General features: G+C 64.0%; 28 protein-coding genes. 21 read left to right on the top strand and 7 right to left on the bottom strand.

Annotated elements, in window-relative coordinates; translation table 11 throughout:
* Positions 1–5 precede the first annotated feature (5 nt).
* The 12 genes from K3178_RS08235 (at position 6) to K3178_RS08180 (ending at position 7,807) form a co-directional block, all read left to right on the top strand.
* A complete protein-coding gene (locus tag K3178_RS08235) occupies positions 6–926 on the top strand; it encodes a heme o synthase (protein WP_221570935.1) in 921 nt (306 codons plus the stop codon).
* A 123-nt stretch (positions 927–1,049) separates the two neighbouring features.
* Complete coding sequence (locus tag K3178_RS08230; protein WP_221570934.1) at positions 1,050–1,613, top strand: cytochrome c oxidase assembly protein; 564 nt, start codon at positions 1,050–1,052, stop codon at positions 1,611–1,613.
* 76 nt (positions 1,614–1,689) lie between these two features.
* Positions 1,690–2,511: a cytochrome c oxidase subunit 3 gene (locus K3178_RS08225; RefSeq protein ID WP_221570933.1), complete on the top strand. Its 822-nt coding sequence runs from the start codon at positions 1,690–1,692 to the stop codon at positions 2,509–2,511.
* A gap of 74 nt (positions 2,512–2,585) precedes the next feature.
* Complete coding sequence (locus K3178_RS08220) at positions 2,586–3,164, top strand: SURF1 family cytochrome oxidase biogenesis protein (protein WP_221570932.1); 579 nt, start codon at positions 2,586–2,588, stop codon at positions 3,162–3,164.
* A 51-nt stretch (positions 3,165–3,215) separates the two neighbouring features.
* Complete coding sequence (thrC, locus tag K3178_RS08215; protein WP_221570931.1) at positions 3,216–4,607, top strand: threonine synthase; 1,392 nt, start codon at positions 3,216–3,218, stop codon at positions 4,605–4,607.
* Complete coding sequence (locus tag K3178_RS08210; RefSeq protein WP_221570930.1) at positions 4,607–5,494, top strand: class I SAM-dependent methyltransferase; 888 nt, start codon at positions 4,607–4,609, stop codon at positions 5,492–5,494. The genes thrC and K3178_RS08210 overlap by 1 nt, the downstream gene beginning before the upstream one ends.
* Positions 5,495–5,506: 12 nt before the next feature.
* Positions 5,507–5,920: a hypothetical protein gene (locus K3178_RS08205; RefSeq protein WP_221570929.1), complete on the top strand. Its 414-nt coding sequence runs from the start codon at positions 5,507–5,509 to the stop codon at positions 5,918–5,920.
* An 11-nt stretch (positions 5,921–5,931) separates the two neighbouring features.
* On the top strand, positions 5,932–6,306 hold the full coding sequence (locus K3178_RS08200) for a dihydroneopterin aldolase (protein ID WP_221570928.1): 375 nt from the start codon (positions 5,932–5,934) through the stop codon (positions 6,304–6,306).
* Entirely contained in the window at positions 6,303–6,608 is a 306-nt protein-coding gene (locus tag K3178_RS08195) for a Rossmann fold domain-containing protein (RefSeq protein ID WP_221570927.1), read from the top strand. The genes K3178_RS08200 and K3178_RS08195 overlap by 4 nt, the downstream gene beginning before the upstream one ends.
* Positions 6,605–6,847 carry a MoaD/ThiS family protein gene (locus tag K3178_RS08190; protein ID WP_221570926.1) on the top strand — a complete coding sequence of 81 codons (243 nt, stop codon included), beginning with the start codon at positions 6,605–6,607 and terminating at the stop codon, positions 6,845–6,847. The genes K3178_RS08195 and K3178_RS08190 overlap by 4 nt, the downstream gene beginning before the upstream one ends.
* Complete coding sequence (locus K3178_RS08185; protein ID WP_345719877.1) at positions 6,840–7,307, top strand: molybdenum cofactor biosynthesis protein MoaE; 468 nt, start codon at positions 6,840–6,842, stop codon at positions 7,305–7,307. Before K3178_RS08190 ends, K3178_RS08185 begins: the two co-directional genes overlap by 8 nt.
* Before the next feature lie 74 nt (positions 7,308–7,381).
* Entirely contained in the window at positions 7,382–7,807 is a 426-nt protein-coding gene (locus tag K3178_RS08180) for a hypothetical protein (RefSeq protein WP_221570924.1), read from the top strand.
* Positions 7,808–7,813: 6 nt separating this feature from the next.
* On the opposite strand, the gene K3178_RS08175 is transcribed toward K3178_RS08180, so the two are convergent.
* Positions 7,814–8,494 (bottom strand): Crp/Fnr family transcriptional regulator, encoded by a 681-nt coding sequence (locus tag K3178_RS08175; RefSeq protein ID WP_221570923.1) that lies wholly within the window; start codon positions 8,492–8,494, stop codon positions 7,814–7,816.
* Positions 8,491–9,009, bottom strand: a complete 519-nt coding sequence (locus K3178_RS08170) for a hypothetical protein (RefSeq protein ID WP_221570922.1) — start codon at positions 9,007–9,009, stop codon at positions 8,491–8,493. Before K3178_RS08170 ends, K3178_RS08175 begins: the two co-directional genes overlap by 4 nt.
* A gap of 190 nt (positions 9,010–9,199) precedes the next feature.
* Between K3178_RS08170 and rplU the strand changes: the two genes are divergently transcribed.
* From rplU to K3178_RS08155, 3 genes are all read left to right on the top strand, one after another.
* Positions 9,200–9,703 carry a 50S ribosomal protein L21 gene (rplU, locus tag K3178_RS08165; protein ID WP_221570921.1) on the top strand — a complete coding sequence of 168 codons (504 nt, stop codon included), beginning with the start codon at positions 9,200–9,202 and terminating at the stop codon, positions 9,701–9,703.
* A gap of 12 nt (positions 9,704–9,715) precedes the next feature.
* Positions 9,716–9,985, top strand: a complete 270-nt coding sequence (gene rpmA / locus K3178_RS08160; RefSeq protein ID WP_006833595.1) for a 50S ribosomal protein L27 — start codon at positions 9,716–9,718, stop codon at positions 9,983–9,985.
* Positions 9,986–10,189: 204 nt separating this feature from the next.
* A complete protein-coding gene (locus K3178_RS08155; RefSeq protein ID WP_221570920.1) occupies positions 10,190–10,729 on the top strand; it encodes a GNAT family N-acetyltransferase in 540 nt (179 codons plus the stop codon).
* Positions 10,730–10,793: 64 nt separating this feature from the next.
* Here K3178_RS08155 and K3178_RS08150 read toward each other — a convergent pair whose 3' ends face one another.
* The gene (locus tag K3178_RS08150; RefSeq protein WP_221570919.1) at positions 10,794–11,672 is read right to left on the bottom strand and encodes a metal-dependent hydrolase; all 879 of its coding nucleotides are present in this window, start codon (positions 11,670–11,672) and stop codon (positions 10,794–10,796) included.
* A gap of 117 nt (positions 11,673–11,789) precedes the next feature.
* Here K3178_RS08150 and K3178_RS08145 point away from each other — a divergent pair, with 117 nt between their 5' ends.
* Positions 11,790–12,389, top strand: a complete 600-nt coding sequence (locus tag K3178_RS08145; protein WP_221570918.1) for a TetR/AcrR family transcriptional regulator — start codon at positions 11,790–11,792, stop codon at positions 12,387–12,389.
* Here the strand turns inward: K3178_RS08145 and ygfZ are convergent.
* Positions 12,370–13,113: a CAF17-like 4Fe-4S cluster assembly/insertion protein YgfZ gene (gene ygfZ, locus K3178_RS08140; protein ID WP_221570917.1), complete on the bottom strand. Its 744-nt coding sequence runs from the start codon at positions 13,111–13,113 to the stop codon at positions 12,370–12,372. The genes K3178_RS08145 and ygfZ overlap by 20 nt on opposite strands.
* 39 nt (positions 13,114–13,152) lie before the next feature.
* On the opposite strand from ygfZ, the gene pyrC reads away from it, so the two are divergent.
* Complete coding sequence (pyrC, locus tag K3178_RS08135; protein ID WP_221570916.1) at positions 13,153–14,199, top strand: dihydroorotase; 1,047 nt, start codon at positions 13,153–13,155, stop codon at positions 14,197–14,199.
* Here the strand turns inward: pyrC and rarD are convergent.
* Complete coding sequence (gene rarD / locus K3178_RS08130; protein ID WP_221570915.1) at positions 14,177–15,079, bottom strand: EamA family transporter RarD; 903 nt, start codon at positions 15,077–15,079, stop codon at positions 14,177–14,179. The genes pyrC and rarD overlap by 23 nt on opposite strands.
* A gap of 181 nt (positions 15,080–15,260) precedes the next feature.
* Here rarD and K3178_RS08125 point away from each other — a divergent pair, with 181 nt between their 5' ends.
* The gene (locus tag K3178_RS08125) at positions 15,261–15,755 is read left to right on the top strand and encodes a glycine zipper 2TM domain-containing protein (RefSeq protein WP_247713658.1); all 495 of its coding nucleotides are present in this window, start codon (positions 15,261–15,263) and stop codon (positions 15,753–15,755) included.
* A 108-nt stretch (positions 15,756–15,863) separates the two neighbouring features.
* Here the strand turns inward: K3178_RS08125 and astD are convergent, their stop codons facing one another.
* The gene (gene astD, locus K3178_RS08120; protein WP_345719876.1) at positions 15,864–17,312 is read right to left on the bottom strand and encodes a succinylglutamate-semialdehyde dehydrogenase; all 1,449 of its coding nucleotides are present in this window, start codon (positions 17,310–17,312) and stop codon (positions 15,864–15,866) included.
* A 65-nt stretch (positions 17,313–17,377) separates the two neighbouring features.
* Positions 17,378–18,790 (bottom strand): protein adenylyltransferase SelO family protein, encoded by a 1,413-nt coding sequence (locus K3178_RS08115; RefSeq protein ID WP_221570914.1) that lies wholly within the window; start codon positions 18,788–18,790, stop codon positions 17,378–17,380.
* Between the two features lie 79 nt (positions 18,791–18,869).
* Here K3178_RS08115 and K3178_RS08110 point away from each other — a divergent pair, with 79 nt between their 5' ends.
* The 3 genes from K3178_RS08110 to K3178_RS08100 all read left to right on the top strand — a co-directional run bounded on the left by K3178_RS08110 (position 18,870) and on the right by K3178_RS08100 (position 21,744).
* The gene (locus K3178_RS08110) at positions 18,870–19,739 is read left to right on the top strand and encodes an alpha/beta fold hydrolase (RefSeq protein ID WP_221570913.1); all 870 of its coding nucleotides are present in this window, start codon (positions 18,870–18,872) and stop codon (positions 19,737–19,739) included.
* Positions 19,736–20,839, top strand: a complete 1,104-nt coding sequence (locus K3178_RS08105; protein ID WP_221570912.1) for a glycosyltransferase family 4 protein — start codon at positions 19,736–19,738, stop codon at positions 20,837–20,839. Before K3178_RS08110 ends, K3178_RS08105 begins: the two co-directional genes overlap by 4 nt.
* 125 nt (positions 20,840–20,964) lie before the next feature.
* Entirely contained in the window at positions 20,965–21,744 is a 780-nt protein-coding gene (locus K3178_RS08100) for a tetratricopeptide repeat protein (protein ID WP_221570911.1), read from the top strand.
* The last annotated feature ends 9 nt before the right edge of the window (positions 21,745–21,753 follow it).

The raw sequence follows: 21,753 nt of genomic DNA, 5'->3' as shown, positions 1-21,753 counted from the left end.
ATCCCATGACCGAAGCCGTCTCCACAACCCAGCTCCCTGCGGACTGGCGCGACTTTTTCGCGCTGACCAAGCCGCGCGTGATGACCCTGGTGATTTTCACCGGCCTGTGCGGCCTGCTCGCCGCGCCGGGCAGCATCCATCCTGTGATTGGCTTCACTGCCATTCTCTGTATCGCGCTCGGCGCAGGCGGGGCGGCGGCACTCAACCAGTGGTGGGAAGCCGATATCGATGCGGGCATGAAGCGCACGGCCAAGCGCCCGCTACCGTCCGGCCGGATGCAGCGCACCGATGCGCGCGATTTCGGCATCCTCATATCGGCTGCATCGGTCGTGATCATGGGGCTGGGCGTGAACTGGCTTGCGGCCGGTATCCTAGCGCTCAGCATTTTCTATTATTCGGTGATCTACACCATCTGGCTGAAACCGCGCACGCCTCAGAATATCGTGATCGGCGGCGGGGCGGGGGCCTTCCCACCGATGATCGGCTGGATCGCGGTGACGGGCGACATCACGCTCATGCCCGTATTGCTGTTCGCGATCATCTTCTTCTGGACCCCTCCGCATTTCTGGGCGCTCGCGCTGTTCGTACAGTCCGATTATGCGAAGGTCGGCATCCCGATGATGCCGGTAGTGAAGGGCGAGAAATCGACCCGTCGCCAGATCCTCGCTTATTGCGTGCTGCTGCTGCCCATTGCGGCTGCCCCCTGGTTTATCGGCGGCACGGGCGCGATCTACGGCGTGACCGCGATCGCCCTGTCGTTGGCCTTCCTGCTGATGAGCCTTCCCGTCGCCTTCCGCACCGCAGTCGAAAACGACCCCATGCGGCTCGAGAAACGGCTGTTCGGTTTCAGCGTTTTCTACCTGTTCGCGCTTTTCGCGGCGCTGGTCGTCGACCGGCTTGTCGCCCATCATGGAGTATTCGGATGACCCCCGAAGAGGAAAAGGAATTCCGCCGCCGCCAGAAGAGCCGCAATCTCGTGCTCGGGGGACTGCTTCTGTTCATGGCGGTCCTGTTCTATGCCATCACCATCGTGAGGATGTAACGACGCCATGACGACCGCTACCCTTGAATCGCGCAACCTCCGCACAGCGATCCTTGCGCTGCTGGGTGCTGTCGCAATGCTCGGGTTGGGTTACGCGGCGGTTCCGCTTTACGAACTGTTCTGCCGGGTCACCGGCTTCGGCGGAACGACGCAGCGCGCTACCGAAAGCGATGCGGCGCTTGCCGAGCGGCTCGCGCAATCGGCCGGCGGGAAGCAGATCTCGATCCGTTTCGACGGTAATGTCGCCGCAGGCTTAGGTTGGAGCTTCCGCCCCGAACAGGTGACCGACACCGTCACCATCGGCCAGCGTGACATGGCGATCTATCTTGCCAGGAACGATTCCGACCGCCCGATAACCGGTACCGCGACCTTCAATGTCGAGCCCGAACAGGCGGGTGCCTATTTCAACAAGATCCAGTGCTTCTGCTTTACCGAGCAGACCCTGCAGCCCGGTCAGGCAGTGCGCATGCCCGTGCTCTATTTCGTCGATCCAAAGGCGCTCGACGATCCCAACATGGAAGGCGTGGAGCAGATTACCCTCTCCTACACTTTCCACGAGGCCAAAGAATAACAACGGCTGCCCCCTAGACCGCCGAGCAATCGCGCTTTAAGGGCAGCGCCAAAGCGAAACCCAGGACACAGGTACAATGGCTGGTAACGTCAATCACGAATATCACATCCTCGAACCCGATATCTGGCCGCTGATCGGCTCGATCTCGGCGCTGACCTTTACCAGCGGCATGGTGCTCTTCATGCACGAGATGGCCTCGGCGCATCTCGTGCTCGGCCTCGGCATCGCCGGCCTGATCGCCACCTTCTTCAGCTGGTTCTCGAACATCGTGAAGGAAGCCGAGCGCGGCGACCACACTCCGATCGTCCAGCTGCACATGCGCTACGGCATGATCCTGTTCATCGCTTCGGAAGTGATGTTCTTCGTCGGCTGGTTCTGGAGCTGGTTCGATTTCGCGCTGTTCCCGAGCGAGATTTCCGAGGTGATCGGCGGACAATTCCCGCCCGTGGCCATCGAGGCGGTCATCAACCCCTTCGGCCTGCCGCTGCTCAACACGCTGATCCTGCTGTGCTCCGGCACGACCGTTACCTGGGCACACCACTCGCTGATCCACGGCGACCGTGACGGCCTCAAGAAGGGCCTGTGGCTGACGGTCATTCTGGGCGCAGTATTCACCGCGATCCAGGCTTATGAATATGCTGCGGCGCCCTTCGGCTTCGGCGGCAACACCTACAGCTCGGCCTTCTACATGGCGACCGGCTTCCACGGCTTCCACGTGCTGGTCGGCACGATCTTCCTGATCGTCTGCCTCGTGCGCGCCTACAAGGGCCACTTCACCCCGCGCCAACACTTCGGTTTCGAAGCGGCTGCGTGGTACTGGCACTTCGTCGATGTGGTGTGGCTGTTCCTCTTCGCCGTCGTCTACGTCTGGGGCGGCTGGGGCGCAGCGACGCACTGATGCCAGCCGGCATTGGTTGATTTTGAGATGGGGCAGCCCGGTTCGCCGAGGCTGCCCCTTTCGTTTGGAAAGACATGACCACCCGCATCCCCATCATCCCGACGATCATCGTAGCTGGCGCGATTGCCGTGATGATCGCGCTCGGCATCTGGCAACTCGGCCGGATGGACGAGAAGGAAGCGCTTGTTGCCAAGGCCGAGCAGTCGGCGCGCATGTCTTCGGAAGTGGGCTATCCGCGTACAGAGGCCGAACTGCAGGATCGCCTCTATCGCCGGACGACAATCGAATGTCCCAATCCGACAGGTGCGACATCGACCGCGGGAACGAGCGAGCGTGGCCAGAACGGCGTTGCGCAGCGGGTCACCTGTACGCTTGAGGACGGCACGCAGGTACCGGTCGACATCGGTTTCTCGCGCAACCCGCAGCCGGTCGAATGGAGCGGGGGTCAGGTCCGCGGAACGATCGCGCCTGGCGGCCGCGTCGTGTCGGCACAGCCGCTTGCCGGCCTTGAACCCCTGGCCAGGCCCGACCCGCGCGACCTGCCCAACAACCATCTCGCCTATGCGGGGCAGTGGTTCTTTTTCGCGCTGACCGCACTGGTCATTTACATCCTTGCGCTTCGGCGCAGGGCGACGCGGGCTAGGGACGATTAAAGACCCGCTTGCTTGCCCGCTTGTGCCAGCGCGGCTAACCGCATCCGCGCAATGAAGTACGTCTCCACCCGAGGTGAGGCCCCGAGCCTCGATTTCGCCGAAGTCACGCTGGCAGGGCTGGCCAGCGATGGCGGGCTCTATGTGCCCGAAAGCTGGCCGCAGTTCTCTCTCGAAGAGATCGAAGCCATGCGCGGGCTGCCCTACGCCGAACTCGCCGCGCGGGTGATGGAGCCCTTTGTGGGCGACTGCCTCAGCTCCGAGGCTCTGCGTGTGCTCACCGCCAAGGCCTATGGCCGCTTTGCGCACAAGGCGGTCACCCCGCTGGTCCAGCTGGACGAGCAGCACTGGGTGCTCGAACTCTTCCACGGCCCCACGCTCGCCTTCAAGGATGTTGCGTTGCAGATGCTCGGCCTGCTGTTCGAGGAATTCCTTGCCCGCGAGGAAGGCAGCCTGACCATCGTCGGGGCGACCAGTGGTGACACCGGCAGCGCAGCCATCGATGCGGTGGCGGGGCTCGACAATGTCGAGATCTTCATGCTCCACCCCAAGGGCCGGGTGAGCGATGTGCAGCGCCGCCAGATGACCACGGTGCGCGCGCCCAATGTCCACAACATCGCCATCGAGGGTTCGTTCGACGATGCGCAGGCCATGGTGAAGCGGATTTTCGCCGACAGGGATGTGACCGCAAAGCACCGCATCGGTGCGGTCAATTCGATCAACTGGGCACGGCTGATGGCGCAGGTGGTCTATTACTTCGCTGCCTCGCTCCAGTTGGGCGGGCCGGAGCGCAAGCTTGCCTTCAGCGTGCCGACCGGCAATTTCGGCGACGTATTCGCCGGGCATGTCGCGGCGCGAATGGGGCTGCCGATCGAGCAACTCATCGTCGCCACCAACGTCAACGACATCCTCCACCGCGCGCTGAGCAAGGGCGATTATTCGACCGGCACGGTCACACCAACTGCCGCACCGAGCATGGATATTCAGGTGAGCTCCAATTTCGAGCGGTTGCTGTTCGATGTCGGCGGCCGCGATGGCGCGGCGCTCGCAGGCCAGATGAGCGATTTCGACGCGAAGAAGGCAATGCAGCTCACCAATGCCCAGCGCGAGGGCGCCTCCGCGCTCTTCACCAGTGCGCGGGCGGACGAGGGCGATACCGCGCAGGCCATGCGCTGGGCCTACGACCAGTGCGGCGAACTGCTCGACCCGCATACCGCCATTGGCCTTCATGCCGCGCGGGCCGCAGGGATCGACGCAGCCATACCTGTCGTGACGCTCGCCACAGCGCATCCCGCGAAGTTCCCCGATGCCGTCGAACGCGCCACGGGTATCCGGCCCGGCCTTCCGGCACGCGTGGGCGATCTTTTCTCCCGCGAGGAAAGCTTCGTCGAATTGCCGGGCACCTACGAAGCCGTGCGCGATCATATCCTTGGAAATGCCGCCTGATGGCCGAACTCCACCGCGATCCCGTGTTGATGGTGGGCGAGGGCTGGGACGGCTATCGCCTGCTCGACAGCGGCCATGGCCGCAAGTTCGAGGAATACGGACCCTATCGCTTCATCCGCCCCGAACCGCAGGCTATGTGGTCGCCGCGGCTCGAAAACTGGGACGCGCATGGCGAATTCGTCCCCGGTAGCGACGAGGACGGCGGCGGCCGCTGGCAGTTTGCGAAGGATGTGCCGGAAGGCGGCTGGCCGCTCGGCTGGGGCGAGGAGGTGCGCTTCACCGCACAGTGCACGCCCTTCCGCCATCTCGGCTTTTTCCCCGACATGGCCCCGGTCTGGACCTGGATGGGCGAGCAGCTCGACGGACGCACCGATGCCGAGACAATGAACCTCTTCGGCTATACCGGCGTCGGTACGCAGGCGCTGAGCAAATACGGCCGCGTGACCCATGTCGATGCGAGCAAGAAATCAGTCGCCCAGGCGCGCGAAAATGCCGCGCTAGCTGGGCTGGAAGACCGCCCGGTGCGCTGGCTGGTCGAAGACGCGATGAAATACACCGCGCGCGAGGTCCGGCGCGGTCGGCGCTACGACGGCATCATCCTGGATCCGCCGAAGTTCGGCCGCGGTCCCGATGGCGAGGTGTGGCGGCTGGAGGAGGGCCTGCCGGGCCTCGTCTCCGATTGCCGCCAGCTCCTCGACGATGACAGCAGCTTCCTCTTCCTCACCGTCTACGCCGTGCGCATGAGCAGCCTCGCGCTTGGCGGACTGCTCGAAGAAGTATTCCAAGGCCTGCCCGGAAAGATCGAACACGGGGACCTCTCGGTGCGCGAAGCGGGCGACGGAGCACGCTTGCTCCCAACAGCGATCTTTGCGAGGTGGTCACGCTAGGGGAGGGACACGATGGAAGATAGCTGGCCATTGAAGATCGCGCGCTGGATACTCGGCGGGTGGTTCCTGTTCAGCGCAGCCCTGTTCTTCGCCGCGCGCATATTCCCCGAAATCCAAGTGCCAGCCGACGGTTCACCGCAAGCGGAAGCCTTCATGGGTGCCCTGCGCGAAAGCGGCTTCATCAGCCCGCTCATGTACTTCTTCTTCGTGACAGGCGGACTCGCGACGCTGTTCCACCGCAGTGCGCCGCTTGGCCTCGTGCTGCTGGGCCCCTTCGTCACGGTGATCTTCTTCTACCACCTTGTGCTGACCGGAAGCTGGCCCTGGGGCACCTTCTGGTTCGCGCTGCTGCTGGGCCTCGTCTGGGCCTATCGCGCGCGGCTTTCCGCGCTCTGGACCCTGCCCGAAACCTCAAAGCCAAGCTAGAAGCTGCGCCCATGAACGATTCGCTGATCCTCGAAGTCGCAGATTTCGAACATGACGTGCTCACCGGCATCTTTTCCGAAGAGACCGGCAAGCCCCAGCCGCTGCGCTTCACAATCCAGGCGCGCATGAAGCCGCTGCGCCATTACGATCCCGACACCTCGCTCGACGATTCCAAGAATTACATGGACCTGAAATTCGCCGCTTCGGAGGCTCTGCCCGAAGGCGTGCATTTCAAGCTGATCGAGGCGGTGGCCGACCACGTTTGCGAAACGTTGTTCCTGCAGGATAGCCGTGTCGAGGCGGTGACGGTGAAGATCGTAAAGCTGGCGATTGCCGAGGCGGACGAGAAGATCGGCATCACGCTCCACCGCGAGCGGCGCGAATGAAACGGATCGAGGTCGAAGGCCTGCCGGAAGACCCGCTGGGCGCGGCGGGGCTGTTCCACCAGAACTGGACGGACCCGATCGAACGCGCGCTGGGCGAGGGTCAGGACGTGATGGTCACGCTAGAACCCACCGACCACACCCACGGCGAATGGCGCAAGGCGGCCGCCGCCATGCTAGCCCGAAAGCACGCGCCGCAGCGAGTAAACCTGGTTGCGGGAGAGGGCGATGCGCTCGATGCGATCGAGGCCTATCTCGCCAAGGCACCCGGCATCACGGGGCAATATCTCGAGGCAGCGCAGTGAGCGTCACAATCCTGTTCCTCGGTCCCCTGCGTGACCTTGCGGGCGAAACAGAGCGTCAGGTCGAAGCTCCGCTCGACTGGAACGGGTTGTTGAAGGCCGTCGGGCCGGAAGTCGCCGAGCAGCTCGATCAGGAGCGCGTCAACCTGGCCTGCAAGGGGAAGGTGCTCGCGGACAAACGCAGCCTGTATGCCGAAGACGGTGACGAAGTGGCGCTGCTGCCCCCGGTCAGCGGTGGCTAGGCTCAGCATCTCCACGCCGCTCGATGTGCGGTTGCTCGACAAGGGGCTTTCGGTGGGAGAGGCGCTGGCGGCATTCAACGCTGCGCACGAGCAGGCGGGAGGTGTGGTGTCCTTTCTTGGCAAGGTACGGCCCGATGGCGGCGTGAAAGCGCTCGAACTGACGCATTATGAGCCGCTGACGCAGCCGGGTATGGAAAGTCTCGCGCAGGATGCGCTTGCCCGGTTCGAACTCGACGGCGCGCTCGTCTGGCACCGGGTGGGCGTGATGACCCCGGGCGAGGCGATCGTCCTCGTCGCCGCAGCCTCACGCCATCGCCGCAATGCCTTCGAGGCGGCCGACTTCCTGATGGACCACCTCAAGTCCGCCGCGTGGTTCTGGAAACGCGAGAAGCGCGCCGACGGCTGGCACTGGATCGAACCGCGCGATGCAGACCATGCGGACCTCGCGAGGTGGAAATAATCCGCAGGATTTGATTTCGATCAAGGAAGCGCAGCGGCCCCTGCCGCAAAAGGTCTCCAACAAAGGAGATCGTCATGTCGAAGCATCTTACCCGCGAACTCGTTGCCGAGCAGGCCGCAATCGTCGCCGCGCCGCGCAAGGGCCACGAAGTCGACCGTACGTTCGAGCTACCCAAGGCGCTTTATGGTGCGACCGTCGCGCTCTACCTCGGCTTCCTCGCAGTCATGGCAACCGGCCTTTCGACGCCCGGCCTGATCATCCCGATGACGATTTTTGCGTTCTTCATCGTTGCAGGCTTCGCAATTCCCGCGATCTGGACCAAGCTCGAGCCTGCCTCGCGCTCGAAGCAGAAGAGCTGGGCCGGGCTGCGCAACGAGGGCGTTGCCACCTACACCGGCCGCGTGAGCGCGAAAGATGCAGCCGTGCAGATGCTGCTGCTGCCCGCGATCGTGTTTTGCTGGGGTATTGCAGCGGTTACCGTGGCAATGCTGGTCCGCTGACCTATTTCAGTTTTGGGGGAGCAGCGCGGGGTCGACCAGTTCGATCCCGCGCTTTCCGTTGCGCTTGATCGCGCCGTCCTTCTCGAACCTTGTCAGCATCCGGCTGACCGTCTCGATGGTGAGGCCGAGCATATCGGCCATTTCACCGCGGGACAGCGGAAGGTCGAACTGCATGGCCGGGTGACAGGGCGAATCGCTCGCGGCACGGGCCATCGACAGCAAAGCCCCTGAGACCCGCTGTTCGGCTGAGGCGTTGCCGGTAAGCGCAAGCAGTTCGCGGCTGGCGAAAAGGTCTTCCTGCGTGCGGCGCAGCAGCGCCTGGCCCAACCGGGGGTATTTCTCGATAGCATCGGCAAAGGCGGGTCCGGAAAACACGCACAATTCGGCGTCGCCCAGTGCGACCACGTCGTGGCGCATATAAGGCCCGAACATCTCGCCGACAAAGCCCGACGGGTGCACCAGCGACAGGATGCGCTCGCGGCCGTCGACATCGGTGGAAGTGATCTTGAGTGCGCCGCTCTTCAAGGTGGCGCAGGCCGCCTCGCTTTCTCCGGCGGCAAACAGGGTCTCGCCCTTGGTCAGTTTTCGCGTTCGGCCGGCCTTGGCCAGTTCGTCACGCTCGGCCTCGTCGAGGACGGCACAGGCTGCGCGGTCGCGCACCGGGCAGACGGAACAGGCAAGGCTCATCGGATCTTTCCGCGCAAGGCCTCAAGCGCGGCGTCCTCTTCGCCCACCAGTGCAACAACCGCATCGCGCGCCGCCTCGATTGCCGATGCATCCTCTGCGGCAACGCGCGCCGCGGTATAAAGCATGTCGAGATCGCCCAATGGCACCGCAGCACGACTGCGCGCCGAATCGAGTTCGGCCAGCGCCACCTGCGCGGCAGCCCAGCTGTCGCTTCCCACCGCGCTGCCGCTCGCGGCAGATACCAGCTGCGTGGCCCTTGGCTGGACGCTGACGAACTCCTCATGGGCCTCTCGCGCCGCCGAAACCAGCGAAGTCAGGCGCGCATCGAGACCGCCCGTCAGGTCGACCTCGACCGGCGGAACGTCGAGCCGCGCAGGCTCGCCCGTTTCGAATTGCCCCTCGGCGCGCTCGGCATCGCGGATTGCGAGTGAGGGATAGTCGCCCTGCGGCGTGGCGCAGGCGCCCAGCATGGCGGCGAGTGTCGCGGAGGCGGAAAGTCTTGCAAAGCGCGGCATGCGGGCCACATAGCATGGTGCCCGCCACGTTCCAGCGTGAATGCCAAAAAAGCGCATGCTTCGGCGTTGACTTGGGGCAGGGTTTCGCCTAACGGCACGCTTCTTTCCGGGCCCGCACACCAGCGGGTCGACGGGCGCGCCGTAGATTCGCAAGGATGCGGCACAGCAATTTGAACGAGAGATACGTACCATGTTCGCAGTAGTGCGCACGGGCGGCAAGCAATACCGGGTTGCCGCCGGAGACAAGATCGCGGTTGAGAAGCTGGCTGGCGAAGCCGGTGACACCATCACGCTGGGCGACGTCCTGCTCGCAGGCGAAGGCGACAAGCTCGCCGACGCTGCGAAGACGACCGTGTCGGCCGAAATCATCGCACAGGCGAAGAGCGAGAAGGTTACGGTCTTCAAAAAGCGCCGCCGCCACAACTATCGCCGCAAGAACGGTCACCGCCAGCAGATGACCCTGCTGCGCATCACCGCGGTTGGCGATTCGAAGGCCGAGAAGAAGGCAGCTCCGAAGAAGGAAGCCGCTCCGAAGGCCGAAGAGAAGAAGGCTGCTCCGAAGAAGGAAGCCGCCGAGAAGAAGGCACCTGCCAAGAAGGCTGCTCCCAAGAAGGAAGCTGCAGCCAAGAAGGCACCCGCAAAGAAGGCCGCGCCCAAGAAGGCTGCAGCCAAGAAGACCGAAGCCAAGAAGTAAGGAGCGCGAACCATGGCACATAAAAAAGCAGGCGGTTCATCGCGTAACGGTCGTGATTCGGCCGGTCGTCGTCTTGGCGTGAAGAAGTTCGGCAGCGAAAACGTCGTCGCCGGCAACATTATCGTGCGTCAGCGCGGCACCAAGTTCTACCCGGCCGTCAACGTAGGCATGGGCAAGGACCACACGCTGTTCGCGCTTACCGACGGCGTCGTCCGATTCCACTCGGGCAAGCTCGGCCGCAAATACGTATCGGTCGACCAAATGGCAGAAGCCGCCGAATAACCGGACGCTCCGATAACGGGATCGTCCAGACGAGACGGTCCCAGCCGGGCTAACGATCCGGCAGACGAAGAGGGAGATGGGGCCGACCCGTCTCCCTCTTGTCGTTTCTCCCTCTCCATTCGACGCAATTTTGTTACGTCGCCACGAAATCGTCACGCGTCCGGCCTAGGAGCCCGGAGCGTGGACCCAACGGGGAGAATACCGATGTTCCATGTCACCGAGAGGCTGCTGTTGCGGCCTGCCTGGCCCGAAGATGCAGAAGCGCTGTTTGGCTCAATCGCCGACCAGGGCGTCGTCCGCAATCTTGCCCGCGCGCCGTGGCCTTACCTCCCTGAACACGCCAGCGATTTCGTCATGCGTACACAGGATCCGCGCTATCCGGTCTTCCTGATTACCCTGCCGACGCCCGAAGGCTCGCACCTGATCGGTTGCATCGGGATCGATCCCGGTGAGGATGCAACCGAGCTCGGCTACTGGATCGCTCGGCCCTATTGGGGGCGTGGATTCGCCACCGAGGCGGGACGCGGTGTCCTCGAAATCGCCAAGTTGCTCGGCCATAACCGCATGAGTGCCGGCCATTTCACCGACAATCCGGCTTCGGGGAAGGTCCTGCGCAAGCTGGGTTTCCAGCCGACGGGCAAGGTCGCGCCGCGGCACAGCTGCGGACGCGGCGAAAAAGCCGATTGCGTGATGTACGGCCTCGACCTCGAAGCCGATGGGCAGGTCGGCCTCCAAGCAGCCTGACCCAACAAGAAAGGCCCCGCGATACGCTCGCGGGGCCTTTCCCTTGCGACCCGATATCTCGGGATTATTCGGCCGGCATCAGCGCGGCTTCGAAATCGCCTTCGTAAATCTTGATCAGCTCGCGATCGTCGTGATCCCACGGGTGGAATCCCGGCTTGAAGTAGGCGAGCCATGCCGGGAAGATCCGGCGCACCACGCCCGGCGAAACGGTGAGGTACTTGAACAGGCCCCAGCGCGCCTTCCAGCCGGTGATACCGTCCTGGGCCAGCAGTTCGAGCGAATCGTACCAACGGTTCTTGAAGAAGCGTGCGGTCACGGTGAGCATCACGAGGCTGCGAACGCGCCAACGCTTGCCGTCGGTCCAGTCGCGGGTGGCGTGGTTCCAGGTGTCGAAGGCGACGCCCTTGTGCTCGATTTCCTCGGCCGCGTGCCAGCGCCACATGTCGCGCACTTCGGCATCGGCATCCTTGAAATGTTCGGGATTGGCGAGGAATTCGGCCGCCATCATCGCGGTATAATGCTCGAGCGCCATGGTCACCGCGAGATTGGCGATGGCCGGACGGCCCTTGGTCAGTTCGAGCAGTTCCTTCACGCGCAGGTCGATCGCCTTGATGTCGTAGCCCGCATCCTCGGCGAGGCGGTTGAAGGCGATATGCTCGCGCGTGTGGTTGATTTCCTGTTTCACGAAGGCGCGGATTTCCGCCTCAAGGCGAGGGTCGGCGCCTTCGCGATGCGCCTTCACGGCTTCGATGAAAAAGGCCTCGCCGCGCGGGAAGGTTGCGGAAAGCGCATTGTGCCAGGCAGTGCCGAAGGGCTCGCCCGCCCACCAGCGCCGCGGCGTGGTGCCGCGGTTGAAGCGCTCGTCGCGCACGGTGATGGTCAGGTCTGCCGGGGTCGGCGCCTTGGTCTGGGTGGGGGTGTCGATTTTGACGGGGGCGTTCATGTGCCGGCTCCGGAATTAACTTACACTGTTGTCAGTAGTGCTTACTTACATAAGTGTCAATAACGTGGGCTTAACGCCTTTGCGATTTCCGGTCTTTGGAGTAACGCAGGGGCAATCATGGCTACCCGCAAGCGTCTCTCACCCGAAGAATCGCGGCTCGCAGCGCTCGAAGCGGCGCGCGGCCTGCTCATAGAAACCGGTCCGCAATCTGTTACGCTCAAGGCGGTTTCAGGGCGCATCGGGCGCACGCACGCGAACCTTCTGCATCATTTCGGATCGGCGGCGGGCCTGCAGAAGGCGCTGGCGGGACACCTCGCCGAAGCGGTTTGCTCGACGATTGCCGATGCGGTCAGGGCGAGCAGGGCCGGGCTGGGAAGTCCGCGCGAAGTGGTCGATCTCGCCTTCGATGCCTTCGACAAGGAAGGCGCAGGCGCGCTGGCCAGCTGGATGATCCTGACGGGCAACGAAGATGCGCTGACCCCGATCGTCGAGACGATCCACCAGCTGGTGGACGAAATCGCACCCGAGGAAGCCGCGCATTCGGGCAATGCCACGCAGGTCCACGAGGAAACACTCGCACTGGTGCTGATGGCGATGGGCGATGCGCTGATCGGTACTGCCCTGGCGCGATCGCTCGGACTGCCTGATACGGCGGCACGCGACCGGGCAGAGCGGATGCTGGTCCGCTCGCTGGAGGCTACTGCTCCGCCGCGGTAAGACCTGAGCGCATCCATTCAGGCGCGTTTTCCGGATCGATATCGCTTACCCGCAGGTGATCGACTGCGAGGCCCAGGTCCTCGTAAGCGACCTTGCGCCGCTTCTCGTCCGATTGCTCCAGCGGGACCACCACCAGCCGGCGGTTGACCTTGCTGCGCCAGTTCATCCGCGCGGTGTTTTCCTGGCCGATATAGCAGCCCTTGTCGAAGGCGACGCCGTGCAGTTCGACCGCATTGGTTTCGAGCCAGAGGATGTCGCCCAGTTCCGCGCGGGTTTCGGGCACGCCCATGGCCAGGCGATGGGCGCGGTACTCTTCGTCGGCGGCTTCGTAATTGTCCGATACGGGTGCAAGCCAGCGCTGGCCGAGCGCGGATAGCCGCGGATCGGGGGCTCCTCCATCGCCGCCATGCTTTTCCCAATGGACCGCGACACCTTCGTCGACCTCGATGGCGATCTTCCGGCGCAAGCGGTACAGCTTGAGCCGCTTTGCCAGATCTTCGGCGAATTCGGCTTCGCAGTCGAGAAGCAGTTGTCCGTCGCCGGCGGGCCACACGATCATGTCGAACAGTGCCTTGCCCTGCGGCGTGAGTAGGCCGGCATAGGCAGGCAGCTTGCCCTTCACGTCGTTGGTCAGCAGCCCCTGCAGGAAGTCGGCGACGTTCTCGCCCTCGTCCTCGGGGGTGAGGCGGATCACGGCGCGGTTCATCAGGCGGGTGGCTGTCATGCGTGACAGATAGGCCGCCCGCCGCCATAGGCAACCGCCATGAGCACGGCATCCGAATCGCTAACCATCCGCCGCCCCGACGACTGGCACCTCCATTTCCGCGATGGCGAGACCATGCGCGCCGTCGTGCCGCACACCGCGCGCCAGTTTGCACGCGCCATCGTGATGCCCAATCTCGCGCCGCCAGTGACCACCAGCGCGCTCGCTGCCGCCTATCGCGAACGCATCATGGATGCGGTGCCGGAAGGGCTGGAATTCACCCCTCTGATGACCGCCTATCTCACGGACGAAACCGATGCCGAGGACCTGGCGGCAGGCTTCGCCGATGGCGTGCTGACCGCTGCCAAGCTCTATCCCGCAGGCGCGACCACCAATTCGGCGCATGGCGTGACCGATATCGCCAATATCGAGCGCGTGCTCGAGCGCATGGCGGAAATCGGCATGCCGCTTTGCGTCCATGGCGAAGTCACCCACGCGGATATCGATATCTTCGACCGCGAGGCGGTGTTCATCGACCGCATCCTCGCCCCGCTGGTCGACCGGATGCCCGAATTGAAGGTCATCTTCGAGCACATTACCACGCGGCAGGCGGCCGAATTCGTCGATGGCACCGGCCCGCAGGTCGGCGCGACGATCACGCCCCAGCACCTCCACATCAACCGCAATGCCATCCTTGTCGGCGGTATTCGCCCGCATATGTTCTGCCTGCCCGTGGCCAAGCGCGAAGAGCACCGGCTGGCGCTGCGCAAGGCGGCCACTTCGGGGTCGGCGAAGTATTTCCTCGGCACCGACAGCGCGCCGCACCATCGCCACGCCAAGGAAAGCGATTGCGGTTGTGCAGGCATCTTCAACGCGCCTTTCGCGCTGGAAAGCTACGTCACCGTCTTCGACGAGGAAGGCGCGCTCGACAGCTTCGAGGCTTTTGCCAGCCTCAACGGCCCTGCCTTCTATGGCCTCCCGGTCAATGAAGAGACCATCACGCTGGAAAAGGCTCCGGTCGAAGTCCCGGCGGAAGTTTCGGGCGGCGAGGCACAGATCGTGCCCTTCCACGCGGGCGAGACGCTCAAGTGGCGGCTGGCTTCCTAGAGCGCGACCACAGGTCCCACACGAAGATCGCCGCTGCCGCCCAGATGCAGGCGAAGCAGGCGGCTTGCACGGGTTTCAGGTCTTCGCCGAATACCGTCAGGCCGAGGATGAAGACGATGCTGGGCGCAAGGAACTGGATGAAGCCGAGCGTCGAATAGGGCAGGCGCCGCGCCGCGATGGCGAACAGCAGCAGCGGGAATGCCGTCAGCGCGCCACCCAGCATGATCGCTAGGCTGAGGTCGATGCTCTGCGCAAAGGATGAGCCAGCAGGCAGGCTTGCGTAGTACCAGGTGACCGCGGCCGAGGGTACCAGCAGGAGCATGGACTCGATCGTCAGCCCGGGAAGCGCGCCAACATCAACCTGCTTGCGGATCAGGCCATAGGTCCCGAAGCTCAGGGCCAGCGTCAGGCTGATCCATAGTGTGGTCAGTGCGCCGCCGAGCAGCAGCGACACCCCGGCCGCCGCTATGCCTACCGCCACCCATTGCGGGCGCGAGAGTTTCTCTTTGAGCAGCAGCGTGCCGAGGAGCACGTTGACCAGCGGGTTGATGTAATACCCCAGGCTCGCCGCGTAGATGTGGCCCCGTTGGATCGCCCAGACGTAGACCACCCAGTTTACCGCGATCAGCGTCGCTGAAAGCAGCAGCCAGCCCATCGTCCGCCGATTGGTCAGCGCCTTGAGAAGCTCCGGTACCTGCTTGCGGAATACCACGATCAGCAGGCAAAGCGGCAGCGTCCAGATGATCCGCCAGCCGACGAATTCGAACGCCGGAACCTCGCGCACCAGGATCAGGTAGAGCGGCAGGAAACCCCAGATGATGTAGGCCCCGAGCGCTGCCCACAGGCCCGTCTTCGGGTGTTCGGTTGCTGTCGCGCTCATGAATGAAGCGCGCGTAGGCGGTGCGAATTCGCGCGGCAAGCCTCAATTCGTCGGGCTGTTTGGCACGGCTCGTCGATTAATCGAAATCTGACGCCGGCGTTGCAATCCGTTCAGGAAAGCATCTCTAACTATTAACGGCATGAACAGGGACACCGAGTCGAACACGACCAAAGGAATGACCATGCCGCGACTGACCAAGACACTTTCACTGGCGCTTGCCGCCACCGGCCTCACGCTAGCCATGCCGGCATCTGCCGCTGTGCCCAGCCATGCCGCCCCCGAAGCCCACGCCGCCGTAACCGGCGACATGACCTTCGAGCACGGCAAGAAGCACAAGAAGCGCAAGCATCATCGCCATCATTCGCGCCATTATGACGATCGCTATTACGGTGACCGCTACTATCGCGACGACCGCCCCTATTACATGCGCTACGACCGCAACTGGGGCCGTCCGGTCTATCGCGACACCCGTATCTGGCGCGGCCGCGACAACCGTTACTACTGCCGCAAGGAAGACGGCACTACCGGCCTGCTGGTCGGGGCAGGTGTCGGCGCGTTGATCGGTCACGAAGTGGCCGGACGCGGCGGCGACCGCACGCTCGGCGCCATCGTCGGCGGCGCGGCAGGTGCACTGCTCGGCCGGTCGATCGACCGTTCGAGCACGCGCTGCGGCTAAATATTCAACAGCTTCGGGCTGCGCCCACCCGCAGCCCGGGGACGACCTTTCGGGGTCATCCTGGGCGTCGTCTGCAACCCCTGTAAAAAGGGGAGCGGGCGGCGCCCTTTACTTATGCGCGTCCTTGAGCTTGCGCACGGGCTTGTCGCCATCCCTGAGGCCCACCCCGATGCTGGCGCGCGGCTGGTCTACCTCGGTGCTGGCGACCGGATAGGCGCAGTAATCGGCAGCGTAGAAGGCGGCGGGGCGATGGTTGCCCGACAGGCCGATGCCGCCAAAGGGTGCGGCCGAGGAGGCTCCGTTGGTCGGTCGGTTCCAGTTGACGATGCCCGCGCGCGCCTCGGTCCAGAAATGCTGGAAATCGCCCGGCTCGCCCCCGATCAACGAGGCGGAAAGGCCGTAGCGCGTGTTGTTCGCCTCGACGATCGCCTCGTCGAAATCCTTGACCCTGATGACCTGCAGCAGCGGGCCGAACAGCTCGATGTCGGGCCTCTCGTCGATATCGGTCGTATCGATGATGCCGGGAGAGAGGAAGGGCAGGCCCTCCTTGAGGCGCTTAATCTCGAGGATATCCCGCGCCCCGTGTTCCAGCAGGGCTGCGCGGCTTTCGACCAGCACATCGGCAGCATGATTGTCGATGACCGTGCCCATGAAAGGCTGGGGTTCGGCGAAGGGTTCGTCGACCAGCAGCCGCTCGGCAAGCGATGTGACGGCAGGGACGATCGTGTCGTAGAGATGATCCGGCACGATGAGGCGCCGCGCGGCAGTGCAGCGCTGTCCAGCGGTGGTAAAAGCCGACTGGATGATGGTGGCCGCCGCATCCTCGATCTTGGGCGTGTCGAGCACGACGATCGGGTTGTTGCCGCCCATCTCCAGCGCGACGATCTTGCTCGGATCGCCCGCGAGCTTCTTGTTGATGGCGATACCGGCCTGTGCCGAGCCGGTGAACAGCAGCCCGTCGATGTCCGGGTGGCCGACCAGCGCCTTGCCGGTGGCCGCCGCGCCGTGGACGCATTGCACCACGTCTTCCGGCACTTCTGCCTCGTGGAACAGCTTGGTCAGGAATTCGCCGACGGCGGGCGTCTTCTCGCTCGGCTTGAAGACCACGACATTGCCCGCGATCAGCGCAGGCACGATGTGGCCGTTAGGCAGGTGTGCGGGGAAATTGTAAGGGCCGAGCACCGCCATTACGCCATGCGGCTTGTGACGCAGCGCGGCGCTGCCCTGCAGCGCGCTGTCGAGCTTCTTCATGCCCGTGCGCTCGGCATAGGCGGTAATCGAGATTTCGACCTTGTTCTTGACCGCCTCGACTTCGGTGCGGGCTTCCCACAGGGGCTTGCCCGTCTCGCGCGCGATCAGTTCGGCGAAGGGTTCGGCGTGCTTCAGCACCTGGTTGGCGAAGCGGCGCATGAATTCCATGCGGCGCGCCGGAGCTTCCTGCGCCCATCCGGCCTTGGCCGCGAGCGCGCGCTCCATTGCCTGGTCGACATTGCCGACCTTCCCGCGCCAGATCTGGTCGCCCGTTGCCGGCTCGGTGGAAATCATCTTGTCCGACACGAAATCGCCTGTCCTTGAACCCGTTGCCCTTTGTGAAATCGCCTATGCCTTTTTACATAAGCCCGTCAAATTGAGTTTGTTCTAATGTGTCCACAAGGCTCCGGCGCGGGGCCGTGAGCCTCGCCCATCCGGCGCAAGGCCGCCACCTTGTCGTGCAAGGGCTGCCAGTCGTCGCGCTCGTCAATGGCGGACCATATGGTCTCGACCTCGTCGATCAGCATGCTCTCGGGCGCGCCCTCGGACCAATAGGGGTGACTGTCGGCGACTGGAGTGTAGGCGGCAAGCAATTCCGCGAGTTTTCCCTCGGCATTTCGACCACCACGAAGGCGATGGAAAAAGGCGTCGGGCTGCTCGCCGCTTTCGGCCATCATTGCCTCGCAGGTGCCGACGAGCTTTCCGTCCTCCTCGACGCCGCGGCTTTCCAGACCCAAGCGCCAGCACCAGCGCCGCCCCACTGCGGCCATGTACAGCGGCCCGAAACGCTCCATTGCCGCAATCAGCGGAGGGGCATCGGCGATGAGCCGCAGCGCGATGGCGAACTGGCCGCAATTCCAGTGCAGCGCCTCGGGCTGGCGGCCAAAAGCATAAAGGCCGGCGTGGTCGAAATAGGCGGCGGTGAACCCAGGCTCCCACTTGGGGAGGAAGCGCCATGGGCCATAGTCGAAGCTTTCGCCCGATATATTCATGTTGTCGGTGTTGAGCACGCCGTGGACGAAGCCTGCGACCATCCAGCTGGCGGCTAGATCGGCAAGGCGCTCGACCACCAGATGCATCAGCCGCACGGCCGGTTCGTCGCGGCCCGGCGCGTCTTCTGGCGGAGGAGGGCCGGGGAATTGCGCGAGGCAATAGTCGACCAGCTGCTCCATATGGGCCTTCTCTTCGAGGACGAGCAGGCGCTGGAAGGTGCCGATGCGGATGTGGCCGTGGCTCAATCGCGTCATTACGGCGGAGCGGGTGGGCGAGGGCTCGTCACCGCGCATCAATTGCTCGCCCGTCTCGACGATGCTGAAGGTCTTCGACGTATTGACCCCCAGCGCCTCAAGCATTTCGGTGGCGAGGATTTCGCGCACGCCGCCCTTCAAGGTCAGCCGCCCATCGCCATCACGGCTCCACGGGGTCTGGCCCGAACCCTTGGTGCCGAAGTCGAGCAGGCGGCCATCGCCATCGCGCAGCTGGGCAAACAGGAACCCGCGACCGTCGCCGATTTCCGGATTGTAAGTGCGGAACTGGTGGCCGTGATATCTCAGCGCGAGCGGGTGGGGGAGATTGCCTTCGAGCGGCTCGAAACGGCCGAAATGCCGCAGCCATTCCTCCTCGGACAAATCGGCCAAACCCACCGCACGCGCCCAGCGATCGTTGCGAAAACGCAGGCGCGTCCCGGGAAAATCGGCCGCTTCGACCTTGTCTCCCAGCCAGCCGGCGAGGTCGAGAATGGGCGTATCGGGACGATATTCGGCTGGTTCGGGTGCGCTCGGCATGGGTCGGGGATGGGGATGCATGACGAACCATGCAAGTCGTCTCTCGAAATTTGCGTGAAGTCGCGCTACCGGTCGCCTCATGGATAGCGAATTCAGCGAGCGCAGCTGGCAGAGCCCCGACGGGCTGGAGCTGTATTTCCGCGAGTATGCGGGTGACGATACGGGCAAGACGCCCGTCGTCTGCCTCCACGGCCTGACCCGCAACAGCCGCGATTTCGAAGGGCTGGCCCCGCATATTGCGAGGCAGGGCCACCGCGTAATCGTTCCCGACATGCGCGGGCGCGGGCAAAGCGCCTATGCCGACGACAGCGCCACCTATGCCGTGCCGAACTACATTGCCGACCTGATGGCCCTGCTCGCGCAGGAGGGGATCGAACGCTACATCTCGATCGGCACGTCGATGGGCGGGCTGATGACCATGCTGATTGCGCAATTCGCACCCCAGAAGATCGCGGGCGCCGTGATCAACGACATCGGTCCCGTGGTCGACCCGACGGGCATCGACAAGATCAAGACCTACCTCGGCAAGGGCGGCAGCTTCCCCACCTGGATGCACGCCGCGCGCAGTCTCGAGGAAGTTCACGGCGAATCGCATCCCGGATTCGATACGAACGACTGGATCACCATGGCCAAGCGTTCGATGACGCTGTGCAACAACGGCCGGATCGCCTTCGATTACGACATGAAGATCGCCGAGCCCTTCAACGAGGCCGACGAAAACGCCGTACCTCCAGACCTGTGGCCGGGGTTCGAGGCATTGGCGAAGAAGCCGCTGTTGCTGGTGCGCGGCGGGATATCGGCCATCCTGTCGGCCGATACGCTTGCCGAAATGCAGAAGCGCGCACCCGATGCCGACACGGTTGTCGTACCGCAGGCAGGCCACGCGCCCACGCTCGACGAGCCCGAAGTACGCAGCGCCGTCGATGCGCTGCTCGCCAGCGTCGGATGAGTTCAGGCGGCAGCGGCCTTGCGCCGCATATCCTGCATGTCCTCCCGCAAGGAGAGGCGCTGGCGTTCATAAACGCGTTCGGCAACGCTTTGCGCCACACGCTGGTGACCGCAGATGGAGGTTTGCCCGCGGGCCTGCAGCAGAGCGCCTATCTCAAGCCGGCGAGCAATTTCCCGTCGCTGGAAGGCCTGCCGACGCCGGGACGGATGCAGAAACTCGCCCGCGCGATGACGCCCTTCGACCTCGTGCTCACCTACGGGTACGAAGCGCTCGACGTCGCCATGGCGCACACGCTGTTCAAGGACGCGATGGACCTGCCTGCGCTGGTCCACCACGAAACCGAGCCCGATCGGCGGGGCGGGTTGAAGCGAAGCTGGTATCGGCGGATCGCGCTGGGCAAATCGGCCGGGCTCGTCGTTCCGGGCGAGGAACTGGAAGAGGCGGCACTGGTCGACTGGCAGCAGCCGATGGGACGGGTGAAGAAGATCGCGCCCGGCATAGACACCAAGGCCTTCGCCAGGCGCCCGAAGAAGGATGGCTTCCGCCTGATCAAGCATGATGGCGAATTCTGGGTCGGTGCCTGGCCCGAAGAGGGGGCGGAGGAGGCGCTGCTCAGCCTTGTCCGGGCTTTCGTCCATCTCGACCCCAAGTGGCAATTGATCGTCCTGGGCGAGGGTGCGCGAACCCGATCGATCGAGGCGGAAATCGACCGGCTGCAGATCAACGACCGCGTCTATTTCCCCGGGGCCGTACGCGATCCGGCCAAGGTGCTGGGCCTGTTCGACATTTTCGTCGAACCCGGAGCGACGGGCGGATTTCCGGAGAGAATGGTGCAGGCCATGGCTGCTTCGTGCCCAATAATCGCGCCGCGTGGCGGCGAGATGGAATATGTACTGGCCCCGCAAAGCTCCGAGTGGCTCTTCGACCCCGGAAATGACACCATGCTCGGTGCAAACCTTCTCGGTCTGGCCAAGGAAAAAGAGGCTCGATCCGCCGTCGGAGAGGCGAACCGCGCCCGCGCCGTGAAGGAATTCGACCGCACGAAGGCCATCGCCACCTATCGCCGCCTTTATTCGAGCGCGATGAAGCGCGAGTTCTGACACTTCATCGACTGTTCACGCGGGCGGGGACAGGCTCTCGTCCATAGGGAGCAAGGCATTGCCCTTGCGCGGTGTCATCCCTAAAGACCCGCGCAACCAGAATTGAACACCGGAGACGCGCCGCAGTGGCACGCACACCCAAGTCCGAACCCACCCGCGAAGAAAAGAAGGTCGAACGCGACAATGCCGAGCAGGAAGCCCTGCTGCGCGAAGTCGACGATGCCGTGCGCGAAGGCGATTTCAACGCATTCATGGCCAGCTACGGCAAGCCGCTGCTTGCCGTGGTGGTACTCGGCCTCGCGGCCTTCGGCGGCTACCTGTTCTGGGACAACCGGCAGGAAAAGGCGATGGAAGGCTCCAGCGAAGAGCTGGTGATGGTTCTGGACCAGCTCAACGCGGGCAATATTGCAGAGGCATCGAACCGTGTCGACGCTTTCGAAGGCAAGGGCACGCCTGCCCAGAGCGCCAAGCTGCTCCAGGCAGGGCTCGCCGCAGAGAAGGGCGATACCGAAACGGCGGCGACGCTGTTCGGCGAAGTGGCCGATGACGCCTCTGCGCCCGAGGTCATGCGCAATATCGCTCTCATCCGCCGCACGGCGCTCCTGTTCGACAGCATGGAGCCGGCAGAGGTCGAGGCCGCGATGAAGCCGCTGGCCGTACCCGGCGAACCCTTCTTCACCAGCGCGGGCGAGCTGCTGGCCCATGCCTATCTCGCGCAGGACAAGCGCAGCGAAGCGGGCACGCTGTTTGCGGAAATCGCGCGCGACGAGGATACACCCCAGAGCGCTCGTGCGCGAATGCTGAATATGGCCGGGATTCTCGGCGTCGATGCGGTGGACGATGTCCAGGACGTGCTCGATGCGCAGAGCAGCGCGGGCGAAGGCACGCAGATCGTCAGCGAATAAGATCAAAAC

Source organism: Qipengyuania sphaerica (assembly GCF_019711595.1).
Classification (GTDB): Bacteria; Pseudomonadota; Alphaproteobacteria; order Sphingomonadales; family Sphingomonadaceae; genus Qipengyuania; species Qipengyuania sphaerica.
Note: the sequence above shows the minus strand (reverse complement) of the source record. Positions and strands in the feature narration are given on the sequence as shown.

Excerpts from the sequence above, each read along its gene's own strand:
- K3178_RS08155 (WP_221570920.1), top strand. The coding sequence starts at position 10,190 with ATGTTCCATGTCACCGAGAGGCTGCTGTTGCGGCCTGCCTGGCCCGAA.
- K3178_RS08230 (WP_221570934.1), top strand. The coding sequence starts at position 1,050 with ATGACGACCGCTACCCTTGAATCGCGCAACCTCCGCACAGCGATCCTT.
- rplU (WP_221570921.1), top strand. The coding sequence starts at position 9,200 with ATGTTCGCAGTAGTGCGCACGGGCGGCAAGCAATACCGGGTTGCCGCC.
- K3178_RS08225 (WP_221570933.1), top strand. The coding sequence starts at position 1,690 with ATGGCTGGTAACGTCAATCACGAATATCACATCCTCGAACCCGATATC.
- K3178_RS08195 (WP_221570927.1), top strand. The coding sequence starts at position 6,303 with ATGAAACGGATCGAGGTCGAAGGCCTGCCGGAAGACCCGCTGGGCGCG.
- rpmA (WP_006833595.1), top strand. The coding sequence starts at position 9,716 with ATGGCACATAAAAAAGCAGGCGGTTCATCGCGTAACGGTCGTGATTCG.
- K3178_RS08145 (WP_221570918.1), top strand. The coding sequence starts at position 11,790 with ATGGCTACCCGCAAGCGTCTCTCACCCGAAGAATCGCGGCTCGCAGCG.
- K3178_RS08200 (WP_221570928.1), top strand. The coding sequence starts at position 5,932 with ATGAACGATTCGCTGATCCTCGAAGTCGCAGATTTCGAACATGACGTG.
- ygfZ (WP_221570917.1), bottom strand. The coding sequence starts at position 13,113 with ATGACAGCCACCCGCCTGATGAACCGCGCCGTGATCCGCCTCACCCCC.
- K3178_RS08150 (WP_221570919.1), bottom strand. The coding sequence starts at position 11,672 with ATGAACGCCCCCGTCAAAATCGACACCCCCACCCAGACCAAGGCGCCG.
- K3178_RS08235 (WP_221570935.1), top strand. The coding sequence starts at position 6 with ATGACCGAAGCCGTCTCCACAACCCAGCTCCCTGCGGACTGGCGCGAC.
- K3178_RS08220 (WP_221570932.1), top strand. The coding sequence starts at position 2,586 with ATGACCACCCGCATCCCCATCATCCCGACGATCATCGTAGCTGGCGCG.
- pyrC (WP_221570916.1), top strand. The coding sequence starts at position 13,153 with ATGAGCACGGCATCCGAATCGCTAACCATCCGCCGCCCCGACGACTGG.
- K3178_RS08210 (WP_221570930.1), top strand. The coding sequence starts at position 4,607 with ATGGCCGAACTCCACCGCGATCCCGTGTTGATGGTGGGCGAGGGCTGG.
- K3178_RS08105 (WP_221570912.1), top strand. The coding sequence starts at position 19,736 with ATGAGTTCAGGCGGCAGCGGCCTTGCGCCGCATATCCTGCATGTCCTC.
- K3178_RS08205 (WP_221570929.1), top strand. The coding sequence starts at position 5,507 with ATGGAAGATAGCTGGCCATTGAAGATCGCGCGCTGGATACTCGGCGGG.
- rarD (WP_221570915.1), bottom strand. The coding sequence starts at position 15,079 with ATGAGCGCGACAGCAACCGAACACCCGAAGACGGGCCTGTGGGCAGCG.
- thrC (WP_221570931.1), top strand. The coding sequence starts at position 3,216 with ATGAAGTACGTCTCCACCCGAGGTGAGGCCCCGAGCCTCGATTTCGCC.
- K3178_RS08175 (WP_221570923.1), bottom strand. The coding sequence starts at position 8,494 with ATGAGCCTTGCCTGTTCCGTCTGCCCGGTGCGCGACCGCGCAGCCTGT.
- K3178_RS08180 (WP_221570924.1), top strand. The coding sequence starts at position 7,382 with ATGTCGAAGCATCTTACCCGCGAACTCGTTGCCGAGCAGGCCGCAATC.
- K3178_RS08115 (WP_221570914.1), bottom strand. The coding sequence starts at position 18,790 with ATGCCGAGCGCACCCGAACCAGCCGAATATCGTCCCGATACGCCCATT.
- K3178_RS08125 (WP_247713658.1), top strand. The coding sequence starts at position 15,261 with ATGCCGCGACTGACCAAGACACTTTCACTGGCGCTTGCCGCCACCGGC.
- K3178_RS08110 (WP_221570913.1), top strand. The coding sequence starts at position 18,870 with ATGGATAGCGAATTCAGCGAGCGCAGCTGGCAGAGCCCCGACGGGCTG.
- K3178_RS08170 (WP_221570922.1), bottom strand. The coding sequence starts at position 9,009 with ATGCCGCGCTTTGCAAGACTTTCCGCCTCCGCGACACTCGCCGCCATG.